This is a genomic window from Agrobacterium sp. 719_389, assembly GCF_900188475.1.
Classification (GTDB): domain Bacteria; phylum Pseudomonadota; class Alphaproteobacteria; order Rhizobiales; family Rhizobiaceae; genus Agrobacterium; species Agrobacterium radiobacter.
The window spans coordinates 674,863-697,336 of record NZ_FYEM01000001.1; the positions used below are offsets into that span (position 1 = coordinate 674,863).

Here is a 22,474-nt window from a genome sequence, read left to right on the forward strand (position 1 = left end):
GCGGGGCACTTCTTCATAAGGGAGGGCGGGCCTCCGTACGCTCTTCAGGTGACGCCCCGGTGACAGCGAGCGCCGAAAAATCAAAAAGCTTCGGATCGAGCAGGTGCGACGGATTGACGTGGGCAAGCGCCCGCAGCATCACGTCCTTGCGGCCCGGCATGCGCCTTTCGATGTCGGCCAGCATTTCCTTCATGGCATTGCGCTGAAGTCCGTCCTGCGAGCCGCAGAGGTCGCAGGGGATGATCGGGAACTCCATCGCCGCCGCGAATTTCGCCATATCCTCTTCGGCGCAATAGGCAAGCGGGCGCAGCACCATCAGGTCACCCTCGTCATTCATCAGCTTCGCCGGCATGCCCGCAAGGCGACCGCCATGGAAGAAGTTCATGAAGAAGGTCTCGAGAATATCCTCGCGGTGATGGCCGAGCAGCAGCGCGTCACAGCCCTCTTCCCGCGCGATGCGGTAGAGATTGCCGCGCCGCAGCCGCGAACAGAGGGAACAGTACGTACCGCCAGACGGCACCTTTTCCTTCACCACGGAATAGGTGTCGCGATATTCGATACGATGGGCAACGCCGATCTTCGCCAGATATTCCGGCAGCACGTGCTTGGGGAAATTCGGCTGGCCCTGATCCAGATTGCAGGCGATGAGTTCGACAGGCAAAAGGCCGCGCCACTTCAGATCGAGCAGCAGCGCCAACAGCCCATAGCTGTCCTTGCCACCGGAAAGGCCCACCAGCCAGCGTTTCTGGCCGTTCAGCATGCCGAAATTGGTAAAGGCCTGACGCACATTGCGTAGCAGACGCTTGCGCAGCTTGTTGAACGAGACCGAACGCGGTGCATTGTCGAACAGAGGATGCGAGCTGCCGTTTTCCTCGGGCGCGTCCTGATCTGCCTCGACCTTATCGGCGATGTCATCGATCCTGGTGAGAATGTTCATCATTAGCTCGCTCCGGCACGACTGCCGTTCTCAATGCAGGCAAATGCCCGCATCTGCCTGCAATATCAAGCCCCGAATACCGACCAGCCGGTTTTCGTCGCCAGCATTTCCAGCGCATGTGACCCAAGCGCCGAATTGCCCACCTTGTTGAGACCCGGCGACCAGACGGCAATGGACGCCTTGCCCGGCGCAACCGCCATGATGCCGCCACCCACACCGCTCTTGCCGGGCAGGCCGACATGATAGGCGAAATCGCCCGATCCGTCATAATGGCCGCAGGTCAGCATCAGCGCGTTGATGCGCCGCGCCCGCCGGTCTGACACGACCGTATGGCCGCTCAGCGGATTGCGGCCGCGATTGGCAAGGAACAGCCCGGCGCGAGAGAGCTGCGCGCAGGTCATGGACAGCGCACATTGGTGAAAATAAACGCCCAGCGTATATTCGACGGGGTGGTGCAGATTGCCGAAGGACCGCATGAAATTGGCAAGCGCGAAGTTGCGGAAACCCGTCGCCTGCTCGGATTTCGCCACCGTGTCGTCAATGCTGATCGTGTCATCGTCAGCGAGATAACGCACGAAGCGCAAGAGTTCGCCGATCGCCTCTCGCGGCTGGTGGCCGGAAAGAACGATATCCGTCACCACGATGGCACCAGCATTCACGAAGGGATTGCGCGGAATGCCGTGCTCATGCTCCAGCTGGACGATGGAGTTGAAAGAAGAGCCTGAAGGCTCTCGCCCCACCCGGTTCCACACGGTCTCTCCCGCCTTGCCGAGCGCCAGCGTCAGCATGAAAACCTTGGAAATGCTCTGGATCGAAAACGGCGTGAGCGCATTGCCGGCCGTATAGGTGGTTCCATCGACAGTGGTGATGGCGATGCCGAACTGGTTCGGATCGACCTTGGCGAGCTCGGGAATATAGTCCGCAACTTTGCCCTCGCCCAGGCGCGGCACCATGCTGTCGTAAATGGAATCGACGATCGCCTGAATGTCCTGCATGCAAAGCCTTCCCCAGCAAACAAAAAAGCCGCCCCGAGGGGCGGCTTTCTCAATACTGAAACGCGTCGATTAACGCGAGTAGAATTCGACGACCAGATGCGGTTCCATGACGACCGGGTACGGAACGTCAGACAGAGCCGGGATGCGAGCGTAGGTCGCAACCATCTTATTGTGATCGACTTCGATGTAGTCAGGAACGTCGCGTTCTGCGAGCTGAACAGCTTCGAGAACGGTCACCAGCTGCTTGGACTTCTGGCGAACTTCAACAACGTCGCCCGGCTTGCAACGGTAAGAACCGATGTTGACGCGAACGCCGTTAACCGTGACGTGGCCATGGTTGATGAACTGACGCGATGCGAAAACGGTCGGAACGAACTTGGCGCGGTAGACGATGGCGTCCAGACGCGACTCGAGCAGGCCGATCAGGTTCTCGGAGGTATCGCCCTTGCGACGGTTTGCTTCGTCGTAGGTGGCGCGGAACTGCTTTTCGCGCAGTTCGCCGTAGTAGCCCTTGAGCTTCTGCTTGGCGCGCAGCTGCGTGCCGAAGTCGCTCATCTTGCCCTTGCGGCGCTGGCCGTGCTGGCCCGGGCCGTATTCGCGGCGGTTTACCGGGGACTTCGGACGGCCCCAGATGTTTTCGCCCATGCGGCGGTCAATTTTGTACTTAGCCGATTCGCGCTTGCTCATCGTATTTCCTTCTCAATAGGTTATGCCGGTCTGTTACCAAACCGGTTTAAGGAAACACGCCCTCCTCTGAAGCCCGTTTCAGGGCCTCTGACAGGCTTCTCACATGCAAATGGAGAAACCACGGGACATGTCGGTGATATTGACCGCCGAACGTCAGTTATTAAACTGCAGGGCAGTCAACAAAACACACCGGACATCACTGCCCGGCGTTGGGGCGGCTTCTAAACACGTTTTACAAATTTGTCAAACAAAGCCTGCCGCTTTTTTCTCAAACCGGCCCTTGAAAAGCCTGAAGGCTCTCCTATCTCTCCCTCGTGATCAGAACTCGGGCCCCTCTGGCGTGTTACCGGACAACACGTGATGTCGAGTTTCTTTAGGTTGGGGCCCACGTATATTCTTGACACACGTTCCCCATCCGCAAAGCCAACCTCGTCCGGCTAAAGGTTGACTGATGGAGTTCCTCCTCAACGATTTTCTCGGTACCCCCACATGGATGTGGGCGGTCTTCATTTCTCTCGTCCTTGGCCTCCTGGCGCTCGATCTTGGCGTATTGCACAAGAACTCCAAGGAAATCGGCATCCGTGAAAGCCTGCTGATGTCAGGCTTCTATATCGCCATTGGTTTGGCCTTCGGCGGCTGGATCTGGTACCAGTCCGGCCAGCAGTCGGCGATGGAATATGTCACCGGCTTCGTGGTCGAAAAAAGCCTGGCGATGGACAATATCTTCATCATCGCCATGATCTTCTCCTATTTCGCCATTCCCCGCCAATATCAGCACCGCGTGCTGCTCTGGGGTATCCTCGGCGTCATCATCCTGCGCGGCATCATGATCGCCGGCGGCGCTGCCATCGTCGAGAACTTCCACTGGGTGCTTTATCTCTTCGCGGCCTTCCTCGTCTTCACGGGCCTCAAGATGCTGTTCTCGTCCGACCATGACGAATCGGACATCGGCAACAACCGCATCCTGAAATTCCTGCGCAGCCGCCTTCCGGTAACGGAGAAGCTGCATGGCGAGAAGTTCTTCGTCAAGGAAACGGATGCGACCACCGGCAAGCTGAAGACCTTCGTGACGCCGCTCTTCCTGGCGCTCATCATGGTCGAAATCGCCGACCTTATCTTCGCGGTCGATTCGATCCCGGCAATCTTCGCGATCACCACCGATCCGTTTATCGTCTATACCTCGAACATCTTCGCGATCCTTGGCCTGCGCGCCCTCTATTTCGCGCTTGCCGCCCTGATCCACCGCTTCGCTTATCTGAAATATGCGCTGGCTGCGGTTCTGGTCTTCGTCGGTTCGAAAATCTTCGTGGCCGACATGCTCGGCATCGCCAAGATCCCGCCGGCAGTCTCGCTCGGCGTCACCGCCGCCATCCTCGCAACCGGCATCATCGGTTCGCTGATCGCGACACGCAAGGAAGCAAAGGCCGTAGAATAAGGTCTTCAACGGCAAGCGGCAGGGAAACCTGCCGCAACCTCACTCCGCCGCAAGCCTCGCATCATCCTCCGCCGCATCCGCATCGCCGGGTGCGGTTTTTGCATCGAGATCAGGGAAAGCCACGATGCGCTTGCCGGAGAAATCGGCATGTACCACCACAAGCTCCTTCTCCTCGAAATAACCGAGAAGACGGCGCGCGCGGCGGGCGGAATGGGTGCCATAGGCGCGGGCAATTCGGGCGTCGGGCGGGCAAGGCTCCTCCCCCAGCGCCGCCTTGACCAACAGCAGGAAAACCCCCTGCAGATCGTCGGAAACCGACATCGATAGCTCCAGCGCCTTCTGCCAGCCTTCGCTTGCCGCCATCGTCGCATCCACGCCTGAGCGTGCAATCGCCACCTGCCGGCGGAAATCCGCCAGCGTCATCGGCGTGCCGGGAATGCGGCGCATGCGGGCGCGCACCAGAAAATCCTGATAAAGCACGGCGTCGGTGCGATAGGCCGATTGCGGATCGTCGAGAATTTCGACCAGCACAGCGGCGATCTTCTCCTCTCGCTCTTCCGCCGTCAGCTCCGGCTGACCTGCACGCGGCGATGGCTCCGGCGAAGGACCGACGGCGGCGGGCGTGGAACGGGAGAGCTCGGCGAGAATATCGGTCGTCGGACGTGGTGCTGGCGGCGTACGGCGCACCACGGCGCGCGTGAACTCTTCCGGATCAGGCGTGAAGATCAGGTCTTCCACATCCTGGGGCGCATCCGGCAGCGGCATCAGCTTCGGCGAGGACGAGCGCGCCGAGGTTTCCACGGCACCGATAACGATCGGCAGCGGGCGGCGCGATAGCGCAGGCCCAAGCGCCACGAAATTGCCGCGCTGCAGATCGCGGAACATTTCCGCCTGTCGCCGGTCCATTCCGAGCAGATCGGCCGCACGCGCCATGTCGATATCGAGGAAGGTGCGGCCCATCAGGAAGTTGGAGGCTTCCGCCGCCACGTTCTTGGCAAGCTTGGCAAGGCGCTGCGTGGCGATGACGCCCGCAAGCCCGCGCTTGCGGCCACGGCACATCAGATTGGTCATGGCGCCGAGAGACGCCTTGCGGGCATCCTCGGTCACCTCGCCGCCGACGGAGGGCGCAAACATCTGCGCCTCATCCACCACGACAAGCACCGGATACCAAAATTCACGATCCGCATCGAACAAGCCGTTGAGGAAGGCGGCGGCGGCCCGCATCTGCTGCTCGATATCAAGGCCTTCCAGCGTCAGCACACAGGAGACGCGGTGCTGGCGAATGCGGTTGGCAATGCCGGCAAGCTCGGCTTCCGTGCGCTCGCCATCCACCACCACATGGCCAAACTTATCGGAAAGCGTGACGAAATCGCCCTCGGGATCGATGATGACCTGCTGTACCCATTGCGCCGATTGCTCCAGCAGCCGGCGCAGGAGATGCGACTTGCCGGACCCGGAATTGCCCTGCACCAGCAAACGTGTCGCAAGCAATTCTTCAATATCGAGCTTGGCCTGTTGCCCGCCCGATAGGGTGCCCATGTCGATGCCGACCTGCAATGTTCCATTCCTCGTGCTGCATGTCATCCGGCCGATTCCCTTGGCGGCGGCCGAACATGCTCTTTACCAAAAAATCGCCGGTTGCGTCTGCCCCGTGCCGGTAATGCACAGGCAATTACGCCCCATCTATGCGGCTCCGGATGAGACCCGCAAAAATGAAAGCCGCCTGCCGAACACGTTCAGCATCAGCCCGGTGATGACCAATGCGGCGCCGACCACTTCGAAGACGGTGATATGCTCCGCAAAAGCGAGATAGGCGCTGATGAAACCGACAATCGGCACCAGCAGCGAAAACGGCGCCACCGTTCCGGCCGGATAACGCAGAAGCAGGTAACTCCAGATGCCTGCGCCGACGATGGTCGCGCCATAGGCCATGTAGATCACCACGAAAGCCATCGTCGGCGTTGCGTTGAGCAGGCCTTCCGCAATCGCATCAGGTCCTTCCACCATAAGCGAAAGCAGGATTAACGGCAGAACGGGTACAAGGCTCGTCCATGCGACAAAGGAAACCGCGTTCACCTGGCCGATGCGGCGATTGACGATGTTGCCGCAGGCCCAGGCAATGGCCGAGCCGACGCCCATCAGGAGCGGTATCAGCGCTGCCGCCGTCATGCGCTCCAGACCAATGACCGCCAGCCCGCCAAAAGCGATGATCGCGCCGAGGATCTGTGACGGCAACGGCCGCTCGCCGAGGAGCACCACGGCAAGCGCCAGCGTGAAGAAAGCCTGCGACTGCATGACGAGCGAAGCAAGCCCCGCCGGCAGACCGAGCTTGATGGCCGGGTAAAGCAGGCCGAACTGCACGAAACCCATCGCCATGCCGTAAACGATCATATGCCGCCACGGCACGTTGGGTTTCGGCAGGAAGAACACCAGGGGCACGGCAGCAAAGAGATAACGCACCCCCGTCAGAAACAAGGGCGGCATGTCGGCAACGCCGATCTTGATGGCGACGAAGTTGAAGCCCCACAAAAACACGGTGATCAGGGCGAGAAGAATATGCGGCAATGCCATTTTGTTATGTCCGAATTTCAGGCGATCGACGGGCGTTTACGCCGAAACCGCCCTCTTCCAGCCAAAGGCGACAAGACCGGCGCCGATCAGGAGACCGCCGCCCGTGCGATTGACGATGCGCTGGACCTTCGGTTTGCGGATCGTATTGCGGGCGGCGCTTGCCAGAAGTCCATAAAGCGCCGCGTTCACCGTGGCAAGCACCAGGAATGTCACCTCGAAGATCAGCACCTGCGGCCAGAAGGGCAATGTCGGCACCAGAAACTGCGGCAGGAAGGCGACGAAGAACACGATGCTCTTGGGGTTCAGCGCGGTGACGATATAGGCATGCAGGAAGATTTTGAGCGGCCTTTCACGGCCCGTCACGCCCGTGTTTTCCGCCGCGTCACCAACCGGCGAACGCCACAGCTTGATGCCGAGATAGATGAGGTAAGCCGCACCGATCCATTTCAGACCAGTGAAAAGCGCCGCCGATGTGGCAAGCAGTGCCCCGAGCCCCAGCATGGAAGCCGTCATGGCGGTGAAATCCCCAAGCGCCACGCCCGTTACCGTCGCGGTGCTTGCCTTGCGGCCGTGGCCGAGTGCATAGGAAATTACCAGCAGGATCGTCGGTCCCGGAATGGCAAGCATGATGGCGGATGCGGCCACGAAGGCCAGCCAGTTCTCCAGTGGCATGATGAGTCTCCTTTATCCCGAGTCTTGAGCAAGCCACGGAAAATGTTTCGCTTCAAGCCGGATTTTACAAACCGTGCAGCTCTCTCGTAACAACCCGAAAAACGTCTGCGCAGGATTTTCTCCGCCGTCGGCGGTCAAAGTTCGATACGGCCCCTCCCGCATGTCTGCGCGGGAGAGGCCGTCACATCAAAACCGGGGCGCCCAGTGTGGAACCTCCCAATCCCGCCGCCGCTTTACGCGCGAGGGGTCAAGGCCGATATCGACCAGAAGGCGTTCAGGCAGATCGGCAGGATCAGTCGGCGGCGCGCGCGGCACCAGTGCGGCAACGAGAACCGCTTTGAGAGTTTTCCAGACGCCGAATGTGACGAACAAGCGATCGACCGCATCCGGCAGCGCATGTGCTACCAATGGTTGATTTTTCTGCATGGGAAATCCATCCCGGCGCGGCAAAGCGGCCAGGTCCTTTATCGATGGAAAACGACATGCCGAAACGGCGGGCGCAGCAGTCATGCCACGCGGACGCGCAAGTCACATGTCGGACGAAGTGAAAATGCCTAACGGCAGGGAAATCAGGCTTTAAGCCTTATCGGAGGGAGATGCCTCGCATCACATAACCGCCGAAGACCATGCCGGAAAAGCCAGACATGCCGTTAAGGCGCATATTCATGTCATTGGTCATTCCACGCCTCCATTCATAGCGGTTACAGACGAGAAACATCTTACATAAGAAATTCGGCGCGACAAGAGGTCGCAATCTCGAATTGCAAAAGACAGGCAAAATAGATGCAAAAATACAACAGGCGGCTGAGCGGGGAAACTCAGGTCGCCGAAACGCTAAGACCAAATCCCTGCATCAGCCGCCGGGTGGCAAAATCCGGCTTGCCTGATGTGAAGACGGCAAAATCGAAACCGTCAGGGTGCTCCGCATCCTGTGGCAGCGGCACCAGATGGCGGGCTCGCCGGGCAATCGCCTCGGCGGGATCGAGCCAGTCCACCGGCCAGGGCGCCAACCGGCGAAACACATTGGCCATGAAGGGATAATGGGTACAGGCAAGCACGATGATGTCTGTGCGCTTGCCGTCGCTGTCGATGAAGCAGGGCTCTATTTCGGCCAGAACCGCCTCGTCCGAGACCGGCTCGCCCCTGATCCAGCTTTCCGCCATGCGTGCCAGATTTTCCGAGCCAACGAGACGGACATGGCATTGGGTGGCGAAGGACTGGATGAGATCGCGCGTATAAGCGCGCTTGACGGTGCCCGGTGTCGCCAGCACGGAAACGAGGCCCGAACGGGTGCGCTCCGCCGCCGGTTTGATGGCGGGCACGGTGCCGACAAAAGTCATCTGCGGAAAGCGGGCGCGAAGATCGGCACCCGCGAGCGTGAAGGCCGTATTGCAGGCGATGATGCAGACTTCCGGGCTATAATCCTGCAGCAGCGTTTCGAAGAGCGAGAGAATGCGCGCCTTCAGCGCCTCCTCCTCCCAGCCGCCATAGGGAAAACCCGCATCATCGGCCACATAGATGAAACCGCGTTCAGGCATCAGCACCCGCGCCTCGCGCAGAACCGTCAGCCCGCCAATGCCGGAATCAAACACCAGCACCGGTTTCAGCACATCGGCGGCCGCCTCACTCGTCTTCAGCATTCTCCCCAGTTCCCTTCGCCAATGTTCCCTCTGCCGCTCCTCCACGGCCGGCCTGCTTTGGCCATTGCCGGGGAAAACGGTCGAGCGAATTGATCACGCCACGGAAAACACTGATTTCCTGCTCGGAAAAACCACGTCTCGACAGCACGGCGCGCAGATTGTCGACCATTTTCGGCTTTTTTTCAGCCGGATGGAAATAACCGCGCGCGTCCAGCGCCTCTTCAATATGTTCGAACAGGCCGAAAACCTGTTCCTTGGTCGAAGGCCGCTGCTCGACGGACTGAAACAGCGTCTCTCCCAGATCATCCATGCCGGACTTCATCCACTCATAGGACATCAAAAGCACTGCCTGGGCGATATTGAGCGAGGCAAAGGCGGGATTGACCGGAAAGGTCACGATCTCGTCAGCCAGCGCCACCTCTTCGTTGGTCAGCCCCCAGCGCTCGCGCCCGAACAGGATGCCGGTTCTTTCGCCCGTCTTGAACTTTGCACGCAGCGTCTCGGCGGCAGTGACAGGCGCGCGTACCGGCTTGAAACCGTAACGCTCGCGCGCCGTCGTCGCATAGACGAAGTTCAGGTCCCTGATCGCCTCTTCCAGCGTCTCGAACACCTTCGTTCCGTCGATAACATGGTCGGCCTTGGAAGCAGCCGCCCGCGCCTTCTCGCTCGGCCAGCCATCGCGCGGGTTGACCAGACGCAATTCGGCAAGGCCGAAATTGGCCATGGCCCGCGCCACCATACCGATATTTTCGCCGAGCTGCGGCTCGACCAGAATGATCGCCGGGCCTTCCGCCACAAGTTCAAGCTCGCTGTTTGTGCCTGCCATCGTCTTTCGTCCGTTTTCTGAAGCGGCGCGTCGATTTTGGAACCGATACGCTAAAGCGCGCCTCACTGGCACAGATCGGCGGTAAAATCAAAGGCGGAGGGATGTGAGCGTCCTCTTCACTCCCCCTTGATGATCGTCGCCATCTCTTCGCGCAGCGAATCCCTGCCCTCGTCACCAACGCGATGAATATCGCTGATGACCGGCCGGCCATCCTCCTCGACGACGTCGAAATGCACTTCGTCAACCGTCGCCTTCATCTCCGCCTCATCCATGCAGGCCCAGAGTTTGAATTTCGCCGTCACGTCAGTCACGCCGTCCTTCACCGCACCGGCGGTCACTGAAACCTCCTGCAGCGGGCAGCCATCCTGGGAGTTGGTGACGACATCGTAGCCGAAGGGATCACCCTTCTCCCCGCTTTCGGCCTCGTAAGCCGGCTTCTTGGACGCTTCGTGATATTGTGCGACGAAATCCTTGCTGAACAGGCTGGTCAGCATGTCCTCATCAAAGATGTATTTCCAGTTTTCGGCGTCACCGGACCAGTTCTTGACGGTGATGTCCATCACCTTCTGGACGGGATCGGTGGGCCCGGCAGCAAGGGCGCTGTGGGAAAAGAGGACGGCGGCAGTCAGAAGCAGAATATTCCGCATGATGTGATCCCGGGGTAGGCCCGACAAGCGGGCAAAGCGATTCGCCTGACTGTATTCCGGCATTATGGTTTGGCAATGCGCAAAGCGTTATTGCGCTGCGCCAAAAAAGCGCCCCCCATGGCTTTGCCTCAGGCGCGTGCGATGCTATAGCCGCACCGGATATTTTTCCGACTATTGGCGTTATCAAGCGTCACAGCTTCGAAGGTGAGGAATTCATGGCAAAGATCAAGGTAGCCAATCCGGTCGTCGATCTCGACGGCGACGAAATGACCCGTATCATCTGGCAGCTCATCAAGGACAAGCTGATCCTGCCATACCTCGATCTCGACATCGAATATTACGACCTCTCGGTTGAAAACCGCGACGCCACCAACGACCAGGTCACTGTCGACGCGGCGCACGCGATCAAGAAGCACGGCGTCGGCATCAAGTGCGCGACCATTACCCCGGATGAAGCCCGCGTCGAGGAATTCGGCCTGAAGCAGATGTGGAAGAGCCCGAACGGCACGATCCGCAACATTCTGGGCGGCGTCATCTTCCGCGAGCCGATCATCTGCAAGAACGTTCCCCGCCTCGTACCCGGCTGGACCAAGCCGATCGTTGTCGGCCGTCACGCTTTCGGCGACCAGTACAAGGCAACCGACTTCAAATTCCCCGGCAAGGGCAAGCTGACGATCAAGTTCGTCGGTGAAGACGGTCAGGTCATCGAAAAGGACGTCTTCGACGCTCCGAGCGCCGGCGTGGCTCTTGCCATGTACAACCTCGACGAATCCATCCGCGAATTCGCCCGCGCCTCCATGAATTATGGCCTGATGCGCAAGTGGCCGGTTTATCTCTCCACGAAGAACACCATCCTCAAGGCCTATGACGGCCGCTTCAAGGACATCTTCGAAGAAGTCTACCAGACCGAGTTCAAGGCGCAGTTCGACGAAGCCGGCATCACCTATGAGCACCGCCTGATCGACGATATGGTCGCTTCCGCGCTGAAGTGGTCCGGCGGCTACATCTGGGCCTGCAAGAACTACGACGGCGACGTGCAGTCCGACACGGTTGCGCAGGGCTTCGGCTCGCTCGGCCTGATGACCTCAGTTCTTCTGTCGCCTGATGGTCGCACGGTCGAAGCTGAAGCGGCGCACGGCACGGTTACCCGCCACTACCGCCAGCACCAGAAGGGTCAGGAAACCTCGACCAACTCGATCGCTTCGATCTTCGCCTGGACGCGTGGCCTTGCCCACCGCGCCAAGCTGGACGACAATGCGGAACTGGCAAAGTTCGCAGCAACGCTCGAAACCGTCTGCGTCGACACCGTCGAAAGCGGCTTCATGACCAAGGATCTGGCCCTCCTCATCGGTCCGGACCAGCCGTGGCTCTCCACCACCGCCTTCCTCGACAAGATCGACGAAAACCTCAAGAAGGCGATGGCGGCTTAAGCCTGCTTTCTCAACGACTTCAAAACCCGGCCTCAGCGCCGGGTTTTTTATGTCTACCGTAGAGCTGACACGTCAACTGCGCGACGCGGGCCGAGCGTGCGCCTATCTCCTCCCGCGTCGGCAGGGCAAGCCCACCCTTTGTACGCTTTATCTACAAATCCCCTGCGAGAAGCGACAACCAGATTTCCGCAGGCTCCTCCGATGCCGCCGCGCCGGCTGTTATGGCGGTCGGCCTTGATCATCTACACCGTCGCCGTCATTCAGACGCGAATGGTCAATGTTCCGATCAACGAGTTTTTCAAGGCCGTCGCGGCAGAAGTGCCGGTCGACTGGCAGGAACTACGCAAACGCTGGGCGCTTTCCAACCTCCTCCACACCCTGCTCGCCACCATCGCGTTTTTTCTGGCGCTTCTCGCGGAAACAAGGCATGCCGGAAGAAAAGACCCTCACTGAACCACAATGGTTTTCCTGCCCAAAGGATCTGGCAGCCAATGGCATTGATGGCTGAAGATACAGACATGGGAAACACAAGCCCGGCGCAATGCCGGGTTTCTTTTTTGTTCACAGTATCTTGATTAGCCGTTGTACTAGGCGCAGACTTCGATTCCGCGTGCTGCGGCCAGTACAAAAGCTTAAACAGCATCTACTTGCAGATAACTTGCCCGGCACAGTCAAATATTCATCGGAGCATCGGCGCGGTCTTAGGGAACATGCGAAGGATGCCGCGGACTAAAAAAGCGAAGCGCAGGCGCGAAATCCGCATCGGTTTTCCCGGGATGCTTCGAGGATTTTGCTTGGGGAGGCAAAAGCATGAGTGAATTGATCTTCTACACCAACCCCATGTCGCGCGGACGCATCGCGCGGTGGATGCTCGAGGAAGTGGGCGTTCCATACCGAACGGAAATACTGGGTTTCGAGACCTCGATGAAATCGCCGGCCTACCGGCTGATAAATCCGATGGCGAAGGTGCCCGCCATCAAACATGGCGATACAATCGTCACCGAGGCGGCAGCGATCTGCGCCTATCTCGCCGATGCCTTTCCCGGCGCAAACCTTGCGCCCACGCCCAAGGCGCGCGGGCTCTATTATCGCTGGATGTTCTTTGCCGCAGGCCCGCTGGAAATGGCGGCAAGCATGAAGGCGATGGGTTTCGAAGTGCCGAAGGAGAAACTGCGCATGGCCGGCTGCGGCAGCTATGCGGATGTGATGAATACGCTTGAACGGGCCGTCAGCGAAAACCGCTTTATCGCCGGTGATCTCTTTACCGCGGCGGATGTCTATGTCGGCGCCCATATCGGCTGGGGCCTGCATTTCGGCACGATCGAAAAACGCCCGGCCTTTCTCGACTACATGGCCCATCTCACCGACCGCCCGGCCTTCAAGCGGGCCGCCCAGCTCGATGAGGAAGCGGCAAAGGATTTGCAGGCAACCGGATAATACTGGCCGATCGTTTCGCCACCGACGAAACCATAACCCGTCCGAAATCGTCTATCCGGTCGATAGTCACGGTGGGTTAGTCACCGGACTGGCCGAGCGGCTCTCCGACCTCTATCGCATGTCCGTCCGGGTCGTAAAAACGAAACACCCTCTGCCCCCAGGCCTGCCGCTCGAGAGGATGGATAAGCTCAACATGGGGCGCGATATTTCGAAAGGCCGCCTCGACATCCGCATGTTCGAAATAAAGCAGCATATTTCGTCTGCCATAGGGCTCTTCCGCGCCCAACGATGTCCCCCAGACAGTCTCCGCAAGCGACCGCCCCTCATGGATTGCAAAGCCAGTTTCAAAGAGGACGAAGTCTCCGAAATCCTCGATGATCTTCAGGCCGAGCCTGTCACGATAAAACGCCTTTGACCGATCGATATCTCGCACGAAAGGGATGGGATTTACAAAACGCATCGCTTCCCTCCGTCGCGTCTTTGGCAGCCCCTGAAGGCCGAAACAAAAAGGCGGGGTAAAACCCCGCCCTTTCAATTTACTCTGACTAGGCCGCCAGGGCCGCCGCCACCGCTTCGATGGCATCCTGCGCCTTGGCGCCATCCGGGCCGCCGGCCTGCGCCATGTCCGGGCGACCGCCGCCGCCCTTGCCGCCAAGGGCGGCAGACGCCGTGCGGACGATATCGACGGCGCTGAAACGGGCCGTCAGATCTTCGGTCACGGCCGCAACAGCGCTTGCCTTGCCGTCTTCGGAAACAGCGATCAGCAGCACGACGCCGGAGCCGAGATTTGCCTTGGCTTCATCGGCAAGACCCTTCAAGTCCTTGGCATCGATGCCGGACAGGGATTTTGCGAGGAAATTGACGCCTGCAACCTGCTGGACGTCGTTTGCGCCGGCATCCGAGGAACCACCGCCCATTGCGAGTTTCTTGCGGGCATCGGCAAGTTCGCGCTCCAGCTTCTTGCGCTCGTCAAGAAGTCCCTCGACACGCGACAGTACCTCGCCCGGCTGAACCTTCAGCGACGAAGCCAGTGCCTTTACGCGCTCATCCTGCTCGGCGAGATAGGCAAGCGCGCCCTGCCCCGTTACGGCTTCCAGACGGCGCACACCCGCACCAACGGCGCTTTCGCCGAGAATGCGGATAAGGCCTATCTGACCGGTGGCCGCCACATGCGTGCCGCCACAAAGCTCGACGGAATAGGGACGGTTGGCTTTCGCACCGTGAACGCCGGTGCCCATGGACACCACGCGAACCTCATCGCCATATTTTTCACCGAACAGCGCCATTGCACCCTCGGCAATGGCGTCGTCGACGCTCATCAGGCGGGTGACAACAGGCGAGTTCTGCAACACGATTTCGTTCGCCATCTCCTCGACCACCTTCAGCTCCTCGGCCGACATCGGCTTCGGATGCGAAACGTCGAAGCGCAGGCGCTCGGGCGCGACCAGCGAACCCTTCTGGGCGACGTGCGTGCCGAGCACCTCGCGCAGCGCCTCGTGCAGCAGGTGGGTGGCGGAGTGGTTGGCGCGCAGACGCGAACGACGGTCATGATCGACCGTCAGCTGCACGGCTTCGTCGAGCTTCAATCCGCCCTTGGAAACGGTGCCGGTATGCACGAACAGGCCTTCGCCCTTTTTCTGGGTGTCGGAAACGGCAAAGGCGCCGTTGTCACCGGAGATAACGCCCGTATCGCCCATCTGGCCACCGGACTCGCCATAAAACGGCGTCTGGTTGACGACGATCTGGACCGTCTCGCCCTCGGCGGCGCTGTCCACCGACTTGCCGTCCTTGACGATCGCCTGAATGACGCCTTCGGCGGTTTCAGTATCGTAACCGAGGAATTCGGTCGCGCCGAACTTTTCCTTCAGTTCGAACCAGACGGTTTCGGTCGCCTTGTCGCCGGAGCCGGCCCAGTGCGAGCGGGCTTCCGCCTTCTGACGCTGCATGGCGTCCGTGAAGCCGGAAATATCGACGCCGATTTCGCGGGCGCGCAACGCATCCTGCGTCAGGTCGAGCGGGAAACCATAGGTGTCATAAAGCTTGAAGGCGGTTTCGCCATCCAGCATATCGCCCTTGTGCAGGGTCGAGGTAGCGTCGGAGAGAAGCGACAGGCCGCGTTCCAGCGTCTTGCGGAAACGGGTTTCCTCAAGCTTCAGCGTTTCGGAAATCAGCGCTTCGGCGCGAACCAGTTCCGGATAGGCGCGGCCCATCTGCTGCACCAGCGCCGGCAGGAGCTTGTAGATCAGCGGCTCGCGCGCGCCGAGAAGTTCGGCATGGCGCATGGCGCGACGCATGATGCGGCGCAGGACATAACCACGGCCTTCATTGGACGGCAGGACGCCATCGGCGATCAGGAAGGCGGACGAGCGCAGATGGTCGGCGATGACCCGGTGGCTCGCGCGCTTTTCACCTTCGGCCGGAACGCCGGTCGCTTCCACGGAAGCGGCAATCAGCGCCCGGAACAGATCGGTGTCGTAGTTGTCGTGCTTGCCCTGCAGCAGCGCGGAAATACGCTCAAGCCCCATGCCGGTGTCGATTGACGGGCGCGGCAGGTCGATGCGCTCTTCCTTCGTCAGCTGCTCATATTGCATGAAGACGAGGTTCCAGATTTCGATAAACCGGTCGCCATCCTCTTCCGGCGAGCCGGGAGGTCCGCCCCAGATGTGATCACCGTGGTCGTAGAAGATTTCCGAACAGGGACCGCAGGGGCCGGTATCGCCCATCGCCCAGAAATTGTCGCTGGTCGGAATGCGGATGATGCGGTCGTCGGAGAAACCGGCGATCTTCTTCCAGAGATTAAAGGCCTCGTCGTCGGTGTGATAGACAGTCACCAGCAGACGGTTGCGGTCGATGCCAAATTCCCTGGTGATCAGGTTCCAGGCATGGGTGATCGCTTCTTCCTTGAAATAATCGCCGAAGGAGAAATTGCCGAGCATTTCGAAGAAGGTGTGGTGGCGGGCGGTATAACCGACATTGTCGAGGTCATTATGCTTGCCGCCGGCGCGAACGCATTTCTGCGCCGAAGCGGCCGTGGAATAAGGACGGCTTTCAAGACCGGTGAAGACGTTCTTGAACTGCACCATGCCGGCATTGGTGAACATCAGTGTCGGATCGTTGCGCGGCACCAGCGGGCTGGAGGGCACGATCTCGTGTCCGTTCTTCTTGAAGTAGTCGAGAAAGGTCGACCGAATTTCATTCACACCGCTCATGCCCACACACCGCTCACAGCTGGAGTCCATCACTGCCACCGGAAATGATGGCTATATTGCAAAATCACTGGCTTTTATCGTCCGCATCCTGCCCTGTCCAGCCATGGAGGCGAAGCAAGACATATAGGCAAAGAAAAAGGGCCGCGCGAAGAAAAATCGCACGGCCCTTTTGATCTATACCAGTTCGACGAAGTCTCCGGACGGCGACATCGGGACCTTCGCGGAAGGCATCAGCCTTCGTCGCTGCCGTCGTCGCCTTCACCGGCGTCCGGGCCGCCATTCTGCAGGAAGCGGTCGGCAATCAGACCGGCATTCTGGCGCAATGCCAGTTCGATCTCATTTGCCGTTTCCGGATTGTCGCGCAGGAAGGTCTTGGCGTTCTCACGCCCCTGCCCCAGACGCTGGCTGTTATAGGAGAACCATGCACCGGATTTTTCGACGATTCCGGCCTTCACGCCGAGGTCGACCAACTCACCGGTCTTGGAAACACCCTCGCCATACATGATGTCGAATTCCACCTGCTTGAAGGGCGGAGCCATCTTGTTCTTGACGACCTTGACGCGGGTCTGGTTGCCAACAACCTCTTCGCGTTCCTTGACGGCGCCGATGCGGCGGATGTCGAGGCGAACGGACGCATAGAACTTGAGAGCATTACCGCCTGTCGTCGTTTCCGGCGAACCGAACATGACGCCGATCTTCATGCGGATCTGGTTGATGAAGATGACCATGCATTTCGACTTGGAGATCGAAGCGGTCAGCTTGCGCAGCGCCTGGCTCATCAGGCGGGCCTGAAGACCCGGCAGGCTGTCGCCCATCTCGCCTTCGATTTCCGCCCGCGGCGTCAGCGCCGCAACGGAGTCGACCACGAGGACATCAACCGCGCCGGAACGCACCAGCGTATCGGTGATCTCAAGCGCCTGCTCGCCCGTATCGGGCTGCGAGATAAGAAGGCCCTGCAAATCCACGCCAAGCTTGCGGGCATAGACCGGATCGAGCGCATGCTCGGCATCCACGAAGGCGCAGATGCCGCCCTTCTTCTGGGCTTCCGCAATCGTCTGCAGCGCCAGCGTCGTCTTACCCGAGCTTTCCGGGCCATAAATTTCAACGATGCGCCCCTTCGGCAGACCGCCGATGCCGAGCGCGATATCCAGGCTGAGAGAACCCGTCGAAACGGTCTCCACCTCAACCACATTTTCATTGGAACCGAGCTTCATGATCGATCCCTTGCCGAACGACCGTTCGATCTGGGAGAGCGCCGCTTCCAGTGCCTTGCTTTTATCCACCGATTTATCCTCTACGAGACGCAAAGAATTTTGTGCCATCCGAACCACCTTTAGGTTATTGAAGCCGCACAGGCAATGAAGCAGTATGGAAACGGTATGTACTCTATTTGTTCTCATTTCGCAAGGCTGAGCCAGCATATTGAAAACAAATAGCGATAAGTAGTTTGTTCTGCTTTCGTTTTTCCGTGCCCGGCCCATCGCCGCAAACCGGATGCGAGGTCAGGAAGACGTCAGTTTAGGCCGAATCGTCCGGTCTTTCCATCCGCCAAAGAGGGAAACGCAAGCGTGAAGAAAATACTCGTTCTGGGCGGCGCGCATATCGACCGGCGCGGCATGATCGAGACTGAGACGGCGCCCGGCGCGAGCAACCCCGGCTCGTGGATGGAAGAGGCGGGCGGCGGCGGCTTCAACGCCGCGCGCAATCTCTCCCGCCTCGGTTTTCAGGTCCGCATCATCGCTCCGCGCGGCGGTGACGTGACAGGCGAAGCGGTGGCGGAGGCTGCGCGGCAGGCGGGCGTTGAAGACACGCCCTTCACCTTCCTCGACCGGCGCACGCCGAGCTACACCGCCATTCTGGAGCGTGACGGCAACCTCGTCATCGCGCTTGCCGATATGGACCTCTACAAGCTCTTCACCCCGCGCCGCCTGAAGATACGCGCCGTGCGCGAGGCGATCACGGCGAGCGATATCCTGCTTTGCGACGCCAATCTGCCGGATGATACGCTCACGGCGCTCGGCCTCGTTGCCCGCGCCTGCGAAAAGCCGCTGGCGGCCATCGCCATTTCGCCGGCCAAGGCGGTGAAGCTGAAAGCCGCTCTCGGCGATATCGACATTCTCTTCATGAACGAGGCGGAGGCCCGCGCCCTGACGGGCGAGACGGCCGCCAATGTTCGCGACTGGCCGGATATTCTGCGCAAGGCCGGGCTTTCCGGCGGCGTCGTTACGCGCGGCGCAAGCGAAGTTGTTGCCTTCAACAGAACGGAAAAAGCGATCCTCCACCCGCCCCTCATCCGCGAAGTGAAGGATGTCACAGGTGCGGGCGACGCCATGGCGTCGGGTTATCTCGCCGCCATCGCCGGGGGAAAGACGATTGCGGAGGCCTTGCGACAGGGGGCGGCCGCGGCGGCCATCACCGTGCAGTCCCCCTTCGCCACCTCGCATGAACTATCAAAAGACAGTGTCGAAGCCATGTTGGGGCTTGTTCCCCAGGCTGAAATGCTGGCATGAACTCGCTTTTAAAAACTGGAACAGATGCCATGACCCGCCCCATCTCCCCGCTCCTGCCCATCGTCTATTCTCAGGAAGTCGCCGCAGCCAAGCAGCGCGGCGCGCCGATCGTGGCGCTTGAATCGACCATCATCACCCACGGCATGCCCTATCCCGGCAATATCGAGATGGCCGAAAGCGTCGAACAGATCATCCGCGATCAGGGTGCGGTTCCGGCCACCATCGCCGTCATTCACGGCACGCTGCATATCGGCCTTGAGAAGGACCAGCTTGAGGCGCTTGCCCAGACTACGGACGCCATGAAGGTCTCGCGCGCCGATATCGCCTTTGCGATCGCCGAGCGCCGCACCGGCGCCACCACGGTTGCCGCCACCATGATCGCCGCCGCCCGCGCCGGCATCCGCGTTTTTGCGACAGGCGGCATCGGCGGCGTGCACAAGGGCGCGGAAGAGACTTTCGACATCTCCGCCGACCTGACCGAGCTTGCCAAGACCGGCGTGATCGTCGTCTGCGCCGGCGCGAAAGCCATTCTCGATATTCCGAAGACGCTGGAAGTTCTCGAAACCAACGGCGTGCCTGTCGTCACCTTCGGATCTGAGGAATTCCCCGCTTTCTGGTCGCGCTCCTCCGGCCTGTCGAGCCCGCTTTCGCTCAACAGCCCGGCAGCGATTGCCAATTTCCAGGTAACCCGCGAACAGCTGGGCATCGATGGCGGCATGCTGGTGGCCAATCCCGTGCCGGAAGCAGACGAAATTCCGCGCGAAGAGATGGAGATCTACATCAACCGCGCCATCTCGCACGCCGAGCGCGACGAAATCACCGGCAAGGAAGTCACCCCCTACCTGCTCGGCGATATTTTCCGCCTGACGGATGGCCGCAGCCTGGAGACGAATATTGCGCTGGTGCGCAACAATGCGCAGCTTGCGGCTGAGATCGCCGTGGCGCTGAACTGAAGAAAAGATCGTCTTCTCAGTTATCCTCGGGTCAAGCCCGAGGATGCCGGTGTAAAGGCGGAAAGCCTCGCAACCGGCAAAAAGGCCCGGAAAGCTTGCGCTTTCCAGGCCTTTTTCTTTTCAGTTCCTGAACCCAATCAGTTCTGTGCGACCGGCTTCACCAGCGGCGTCACGCGGCGGATGGTGACCCGGCGGTTCTGCTGTTCCGGGCCAAGTGTCTGAACCTTCAGGTAACGCTCGCCATAGCCTTGAGTCGCGAGGTTTTCCGGCGGAATACCGTAAACATCGGTCAGCACATTGGCGACGGAAGCGGCGCGCTCGTCCGAGAGAACGAGGTTGCTTTCATCCGAACCGACGGCATCGGTATGGCCTTCGATCAGGAAGGTTTCCCCCGGGTTCTTGTTGAGCGCCTTGTTGATGGCATCAGCCACCTTGCGCAGGGAGCGTGCCTGCGCCATCGGAATTTCCGCGCTGCCTGTGGCGAAGGTAATCGTATCGAGGTCGATACGGCGCACCTTGTCGCGGATACGGGCCGAATAACGCACTTCATCCAGCGAATAGACCCGCTCCACCGGTTCGACGGGCGGCTGTTCCAGGAAGCGATAATAATCGCGGTCCGGATCGCTCGACGTGTCGATGATGTAATCGGTCACGGGAATGCGCAGGCGCATCGGTGGCAGGTCGAGGCCGGGATCGCGATAGACATAATCACGGTCCGGATCTTCCATCAGCTCCGGTGCATAGAACAGCACATATTCGCGGCCGCGATCGTCGATGCGCGAGCGCTGGATCACGTCGCCATAACGGTTGCGGATCGTAACCACCTGCGTTCCATCGCGGCGCTCCACGGTTTCGCGGACACGGCCGCCGCCCAAGCGCTCGTAGTAGGGCTCACCACCATCGCGGATGAAGCGCTGGTTATCATCGCCGCGCACCACGACACGGTCGCCGAATTGCAGGATGATCGGCGCGTCGCCGTCACGATCCCGATCGCGCGGGCGGCCTTCGCGCGGCTGCCATTCGCGGACACCTTCCGGCCGCTCATATTGCGGACGACGATCGACACGTTCGCCCTGCTGGGAGGTGATCGCCTCCATTTTGACGGGCGGTGGCGGAGCCTTGCCTTCGGCGGCGCCGGCACGCTGCGCTTCGGCGTCCGATGTCGGAACCTTCACGTCGCCGGCCTGCTCCCGTTCACGACGGCGCTCCTCGCGGGTCTGGCGGTTACCGGAGCGTTCCACTTCCTTGTCGCTGTCGAGAACGGCGGCACCCTTGTCGACCGGCAGAATGACGGTATCGGCGGTCTTGGACGGGTCCTTGGCAATGGCCTTGGCCTTGTCCAGCTCTTCCTTCGTCATCGGCGGCGCTTCCGTCTGCGGAACAGCGACCTGATTGGGCACGGGTTCGCCGGCCGGCGCCTGTCCGGTCGTCGCACCGCTCGGCGGCGGAGGCGTCGGCGCGCCTGGCAGCGGGGCTGCAGGTTCAGTTCTACCCTGGCCCTCTACCGGCGGCTGTTCGGAAGGCTGACGACCCGGTGCGGGATTGGGCTGGGCCTCGGGCGCCGGCGGACGTGCGGGCGTCGGGGCTTCGGTCGGAACCGGTGCTTCCTTCACTGCCGGCTCCGGGGCGGCAGGCTTTTTCTCCGGAACGGCTTTTTCAGCCGGTTCGGCTTTCTGTTCCGGGGCCTTTTCCTCTACCTGCGGCTTTTTGGAAGGCGCCGGCTCGCGAGGCTTGGCCGGCTGCTCGGCATTTTCAGGGCGTGCTGCGGGCTCCTGTTCGGCTGCAGGTTCTTTCGCGCGCTCCTTACGGGGACGCTGCTGCTCACCCTCACCTGCGGGCTGCTCGGCCCGTTCGGGCTTGCGCGGACGTTCCTTCGGCTGCTCCTCGGCAGGTGCGGCTTCGGGTGCCGCCTCGCGCTGGCGTGCCGGGCGCTGTTCGCCCTCGCCCTGCGGCTCCTGTGCGCGTTCTGGTTTGCGGGGACGCTCCTGCGGCTGTTCGGCCGGCACGGGCTCCGGGCGGGCCTCGCGCTGCTGCTGCGGTTCCCGCTGGGGTTCGGGCTGCGGCTCACGCTGGGGTTCCCTCTGCGGCTCGGGGCGCGGTTCGGCGGGCGCGGCTTCGCGTTTGGGCTCCGGCTCACGCGGCGGCTCCTGTGCACGCTCCTGGCGTTGCGGCTCGGCCTGCGGCTGCGCCTCTTCGGCCTGCTTGCGCCGCTTGCGCAGTTCTTCTTCCGGGTTCGGCTCTTCCGGCTGCGCCTGCGCCAGAATCACCTGACCGGTCGTCGCCTGTCCGGGAAGCGCCTGCGCCCGCGCGGCACCGGCAAAACCGGCCGCGGCCGGCTCCACCGCAATCGCCAGCGACATGAGGGGGAAAACCACCCCCGTCAGCAATGTGTTCTTCTTCAGCATCGGTGTTTCCTCATCTGCCATTATTGGTCGCCAGTCTTGCGACATCGTGATTCCGGCTGCGCGTGCAGGCGCTGGTCAACGCCCGGCACACACTTCGGTTCCCATGATGAACAAAGCGTT

The 22,474-nt window shown here is 60.7% G+C and carries 20 protein-coding genes; 6 read left to right on the forward strand and 14 right to left on the reverse strand.

Features of this window, described 5'->3' with window-relative positions:
• Nucleotides 1–13: 13 nt before the first annotated feature.
• The 3 genes from ttcA to rpsD form a co-directional block, all read right to left on the reverse strand.
• Nucleotides 14–940, reverse strand: coding sequence for a tRNA 2-thiocytidine(32) synthetase TtcA (gene ttcA, locus CFB10_RS03320; RefSeq protein WP_020012858.1), 927 nt, complete (start codon nt 938–940; stop codon nt 14–16).
• Between the two features lie 62 nt (nt 941–1,002).
• On the reverse strand, nt 1,003–1,932 hold the full coding sequence (locus CFB10_RS03325) for a glutaminase (RefSeq protein WP_003495341.1): 930 nt from the start codon (nt 1,930–1,932) through the stop codon (nt 1,003–1,005).
• A 69-nt stretch (nt 1,933–2,001) separates the two neighbouring features.
• Complete coding sequence (gene rpsD, locus CFB10_RS03330) at nt 2,002–2,619, reverse strand: 30S ribosomal protein S4 (RefSeq protein WP_003507896.1); 618 nt, start codon at nt 2,617–2,619, stop codon at nt 2,002–2,004.
• A gap of 451 nt (nt 2,620–3,070) precedes the next feature.
• Here rpsD and CFB10_RS03335 point away from each other — a divergent pair, with 451 nt between their 5' ends.
• Nucleotides 3,071–4,054, forward strand: coding sequence for a TerC family protein (locus tag CFB10_RS03335; protein ID WP_026364164.1), 984 nt, complete (start codon nt 3,071–3,073; stop codon nt 4,052–4,054).
• A 39-nt stretch (nt 4,055–4,093) separates the two neighbouring features.
• On the opposite strand, the gene CFB10_RS03340 is transcribed toward CFB10_RS03335, so the two are convergent.
• From CFB10_RS03340 to CFB10_RS03375, 7 genes are all read right to left on the reverse strand, one after another.
• A complete protein-coding gene (locus tag CFB10_RS03340; protein ID WP_020012860.1) occupies nt 4,094–5,611 on the reverse strand; it encodes an ATP-binding protein in 1,518 nt (505 codons plus the stop codon).
• Nucleotides 5,612–5,737: 126 nt separating this feature from the next.
• Nucleotides 5,738–6,625: an O-acetylserine/cysteine exporter gene (locus CFB10_RS03345; RefSeq protein ID WP_020012861.1), complete on the reverse strand. Its 888-nt coding sequence runs from the start codon at nt 6,623–6,625 to the stop codon at nt 5,738–5,740.
• Nucleotides 6,626–6,661: 36 nt separating this feature from the next.
• Complete coding sequence (locus CFB10_RS03350) at nt 6,662–7,297, reverse strand: LysE family translocator (RefSeq protein ID WP_020012862.1); 636 nt, start codon at nt 7,295–7,297, stop codon at nt 6,662–6,664.
• A 186-nt stretch (nt 7,298–7,483) separates the two neighbouring features.
• On the reverse strand, nt 7,484–7,723 hold the full coding sequence (locus tag CFB10_RS03355; RefSeq protein WP_020012863.1) for a hypothetical protein: 240 nt from the start codon (nt 7,721–7,723) through the stop codon (nt 7,484–7,486).
• A 392-nt stretch (nt 7,724–8,115) separates the two neighbouring features.
• Entirely contained in the window at nt 8,116–8,937 is an 822-nt protein-coding gene (murI, locus tag CFB10_RS03365) for a glutamate racemase (protein WP_020012865.1), read from the reverse strand.
• Nucleotides 8,921–9,763 (reverse strand): RNA methyltransferase, encoded by an 843-nt coding sequence (locus CFB10_RS03370; RefSeq protein WP_020012866.1) that lies wholly within the window; start codon nt 9,761–9,763, stop codon nt 8,921–8,923. Before CFB10_RS03370 ends, murI begins: the two co-directional genes overlap by 17 nt.
• A 116-nt stretch (nt 9,764–9,879) precedes the next feature.
• Nucleotides 9,880–10,410, reverse strand: a complete 531-nt coding sequence (locus CFB10_RS03375; protein ID WP_020012867.1) for a hypothetical protein — start codon at nt 10,408–10,410, stop codon at nt 9,880–9,882.
• A 215-nt stretch (nt 10,411–10,625) separates the two neighbouring features.
• On the opposite strand from CFB10_RS03375, the gene CFB10_RS03380 reads away from it, so the two are divergent.
• The 3 genes from CFB10_RS03380 (at nt 10,626) to CFB10_RS03390 (ending at nt 13,277) form a co-directional block, all read left to right on the forward strand.
• Nucleotides 10,626–11,840 carry an NADP-dependent isocitrate dehydrogenase gene (locus tag CFB10_RS03380; RefSeq protein ID WP_020012868.1) on the forward strand — a complete coding sequence of 405 codons (1,215 nt, stop codon included), beginning with the start codon at nt 10,626–10,628 and terminating at the stop codon, nt 11,838–11,840.
• A 201-nt stretch (nt 11,841–12,041) separates the two neighbouring features.
• Nucleotides 12,042–12,293, forward strand: coding sequence for a DUF1772 domain-containing protein (locus tag CFB10_RS03385; RefSeq protein WP_020012869.1), 252 nt, complete (start codon nt 12,042–12,044; stop codon nt 12,291–12,293).
• Nucleotides 12,294–12,650: 357 nt separating this feature from the next.
• Nucleotides 12,651–13,277 (forward strand): glutathione S-transferase family protein, encoded by a 627-nt coding sequence (locus CFB10_RS03390; protein WP_020012870.1) that lies wholly within the window; start codon nt 12,651–12,653, stop codon nt 13,275–13,277.
• 76 nt (nt 13,278–13,353) lie between these two features.
• Here the strand turns inward: CFB10_RS03390 and CFB10_RS03395 are convergent, their stop codons facing one another.
• The 3 genes from CFB10_RS03395 to recA all read right to left on the reverse strand — a co-directional run bounded on the left by CFB10_RS03395 (nt 13,354) and on the right by recA (nt 17,808).
• Nucleotides 13,354–13,737 (reverse strand): VOC family protein, encoded by a 384-nt coding sequence (locus CFB10_RS03395; protein ID WP_020012871.1) that lies wholly within the window; start codon nt 13,735–13,737, stop codon nt 13,354–13,356.
• An 85-nt stretch (nt 13,738–13,822) separates the two neighbouring features.
• On the reverse strand, nt 13,823–16,486 hold the full coding sequence (gene alaS, locus CFB10_RS03400) for an alanine--tRNA ligase (protein ID WP_020012872.1): 2,664 nt from the start codon (nt 16,484–16,486) through the stop codon (nt 13,823–13,825).
• A 230-nt stretch (nt 16,487–16,716) separates the two neighbouring features.
• The gene (gene recA, locus CFB10_RS03405) at nt 16,717–17,808 is read right to left on the reverse strand and encodes a recombinase RecA (RefSeq protein WP_020012874.1); all 1,092 of its coding nucleotides are present in this window, start codon (nt 17,806–17,808) and stop codon (nt 16,717–16,719) included.
• 246 nt (nt 17,809–18,054) lie between these two features.
• On the opposite strand from recA, the gene CFB10_RS03410 reads away from it, so the two are divergent.
• A complete protein-coding gene (locus CFB10_RS03410; protein WP_020012875.1) occupies nt 18,055–18,996 on the forward strand; it encodes a carbohydrate kinase family protein in 942 nt (313 codons plus the stop codon).
• A 29-nt stretch (nt 18,997–19,025) separates the two neighbouring features.
• Nucleotides 19,026–19,949 (forward strand): pseudouridine-5'-phosphate glycosidase, encoded by a 924-nt coding sequence (locus CFB10_RS03415; protein ID WP_020012876.1) that lies wholly within the window; start codon nt 19,026–19,028, stop codon nt 19,947–19,949.
• A gap of 137 nt (nt 19,950–20,086) precedes the next feature.
• On the opposite strand, the gene CFB10_RS03420 is transcribed toward CFB10_RS03415, so the two are convergent.
• Entirely contained in the window at nt 20,087–22,354 is a 2,268-nt protein-coding gene (locus tag CFB10_RS03420) for an OmpA family protein (RefSeq protein WP_026364165.1), read from the reverse strand.
• Nucleotides 22,355–22,474: the final 120 nt, after the last annotated feature.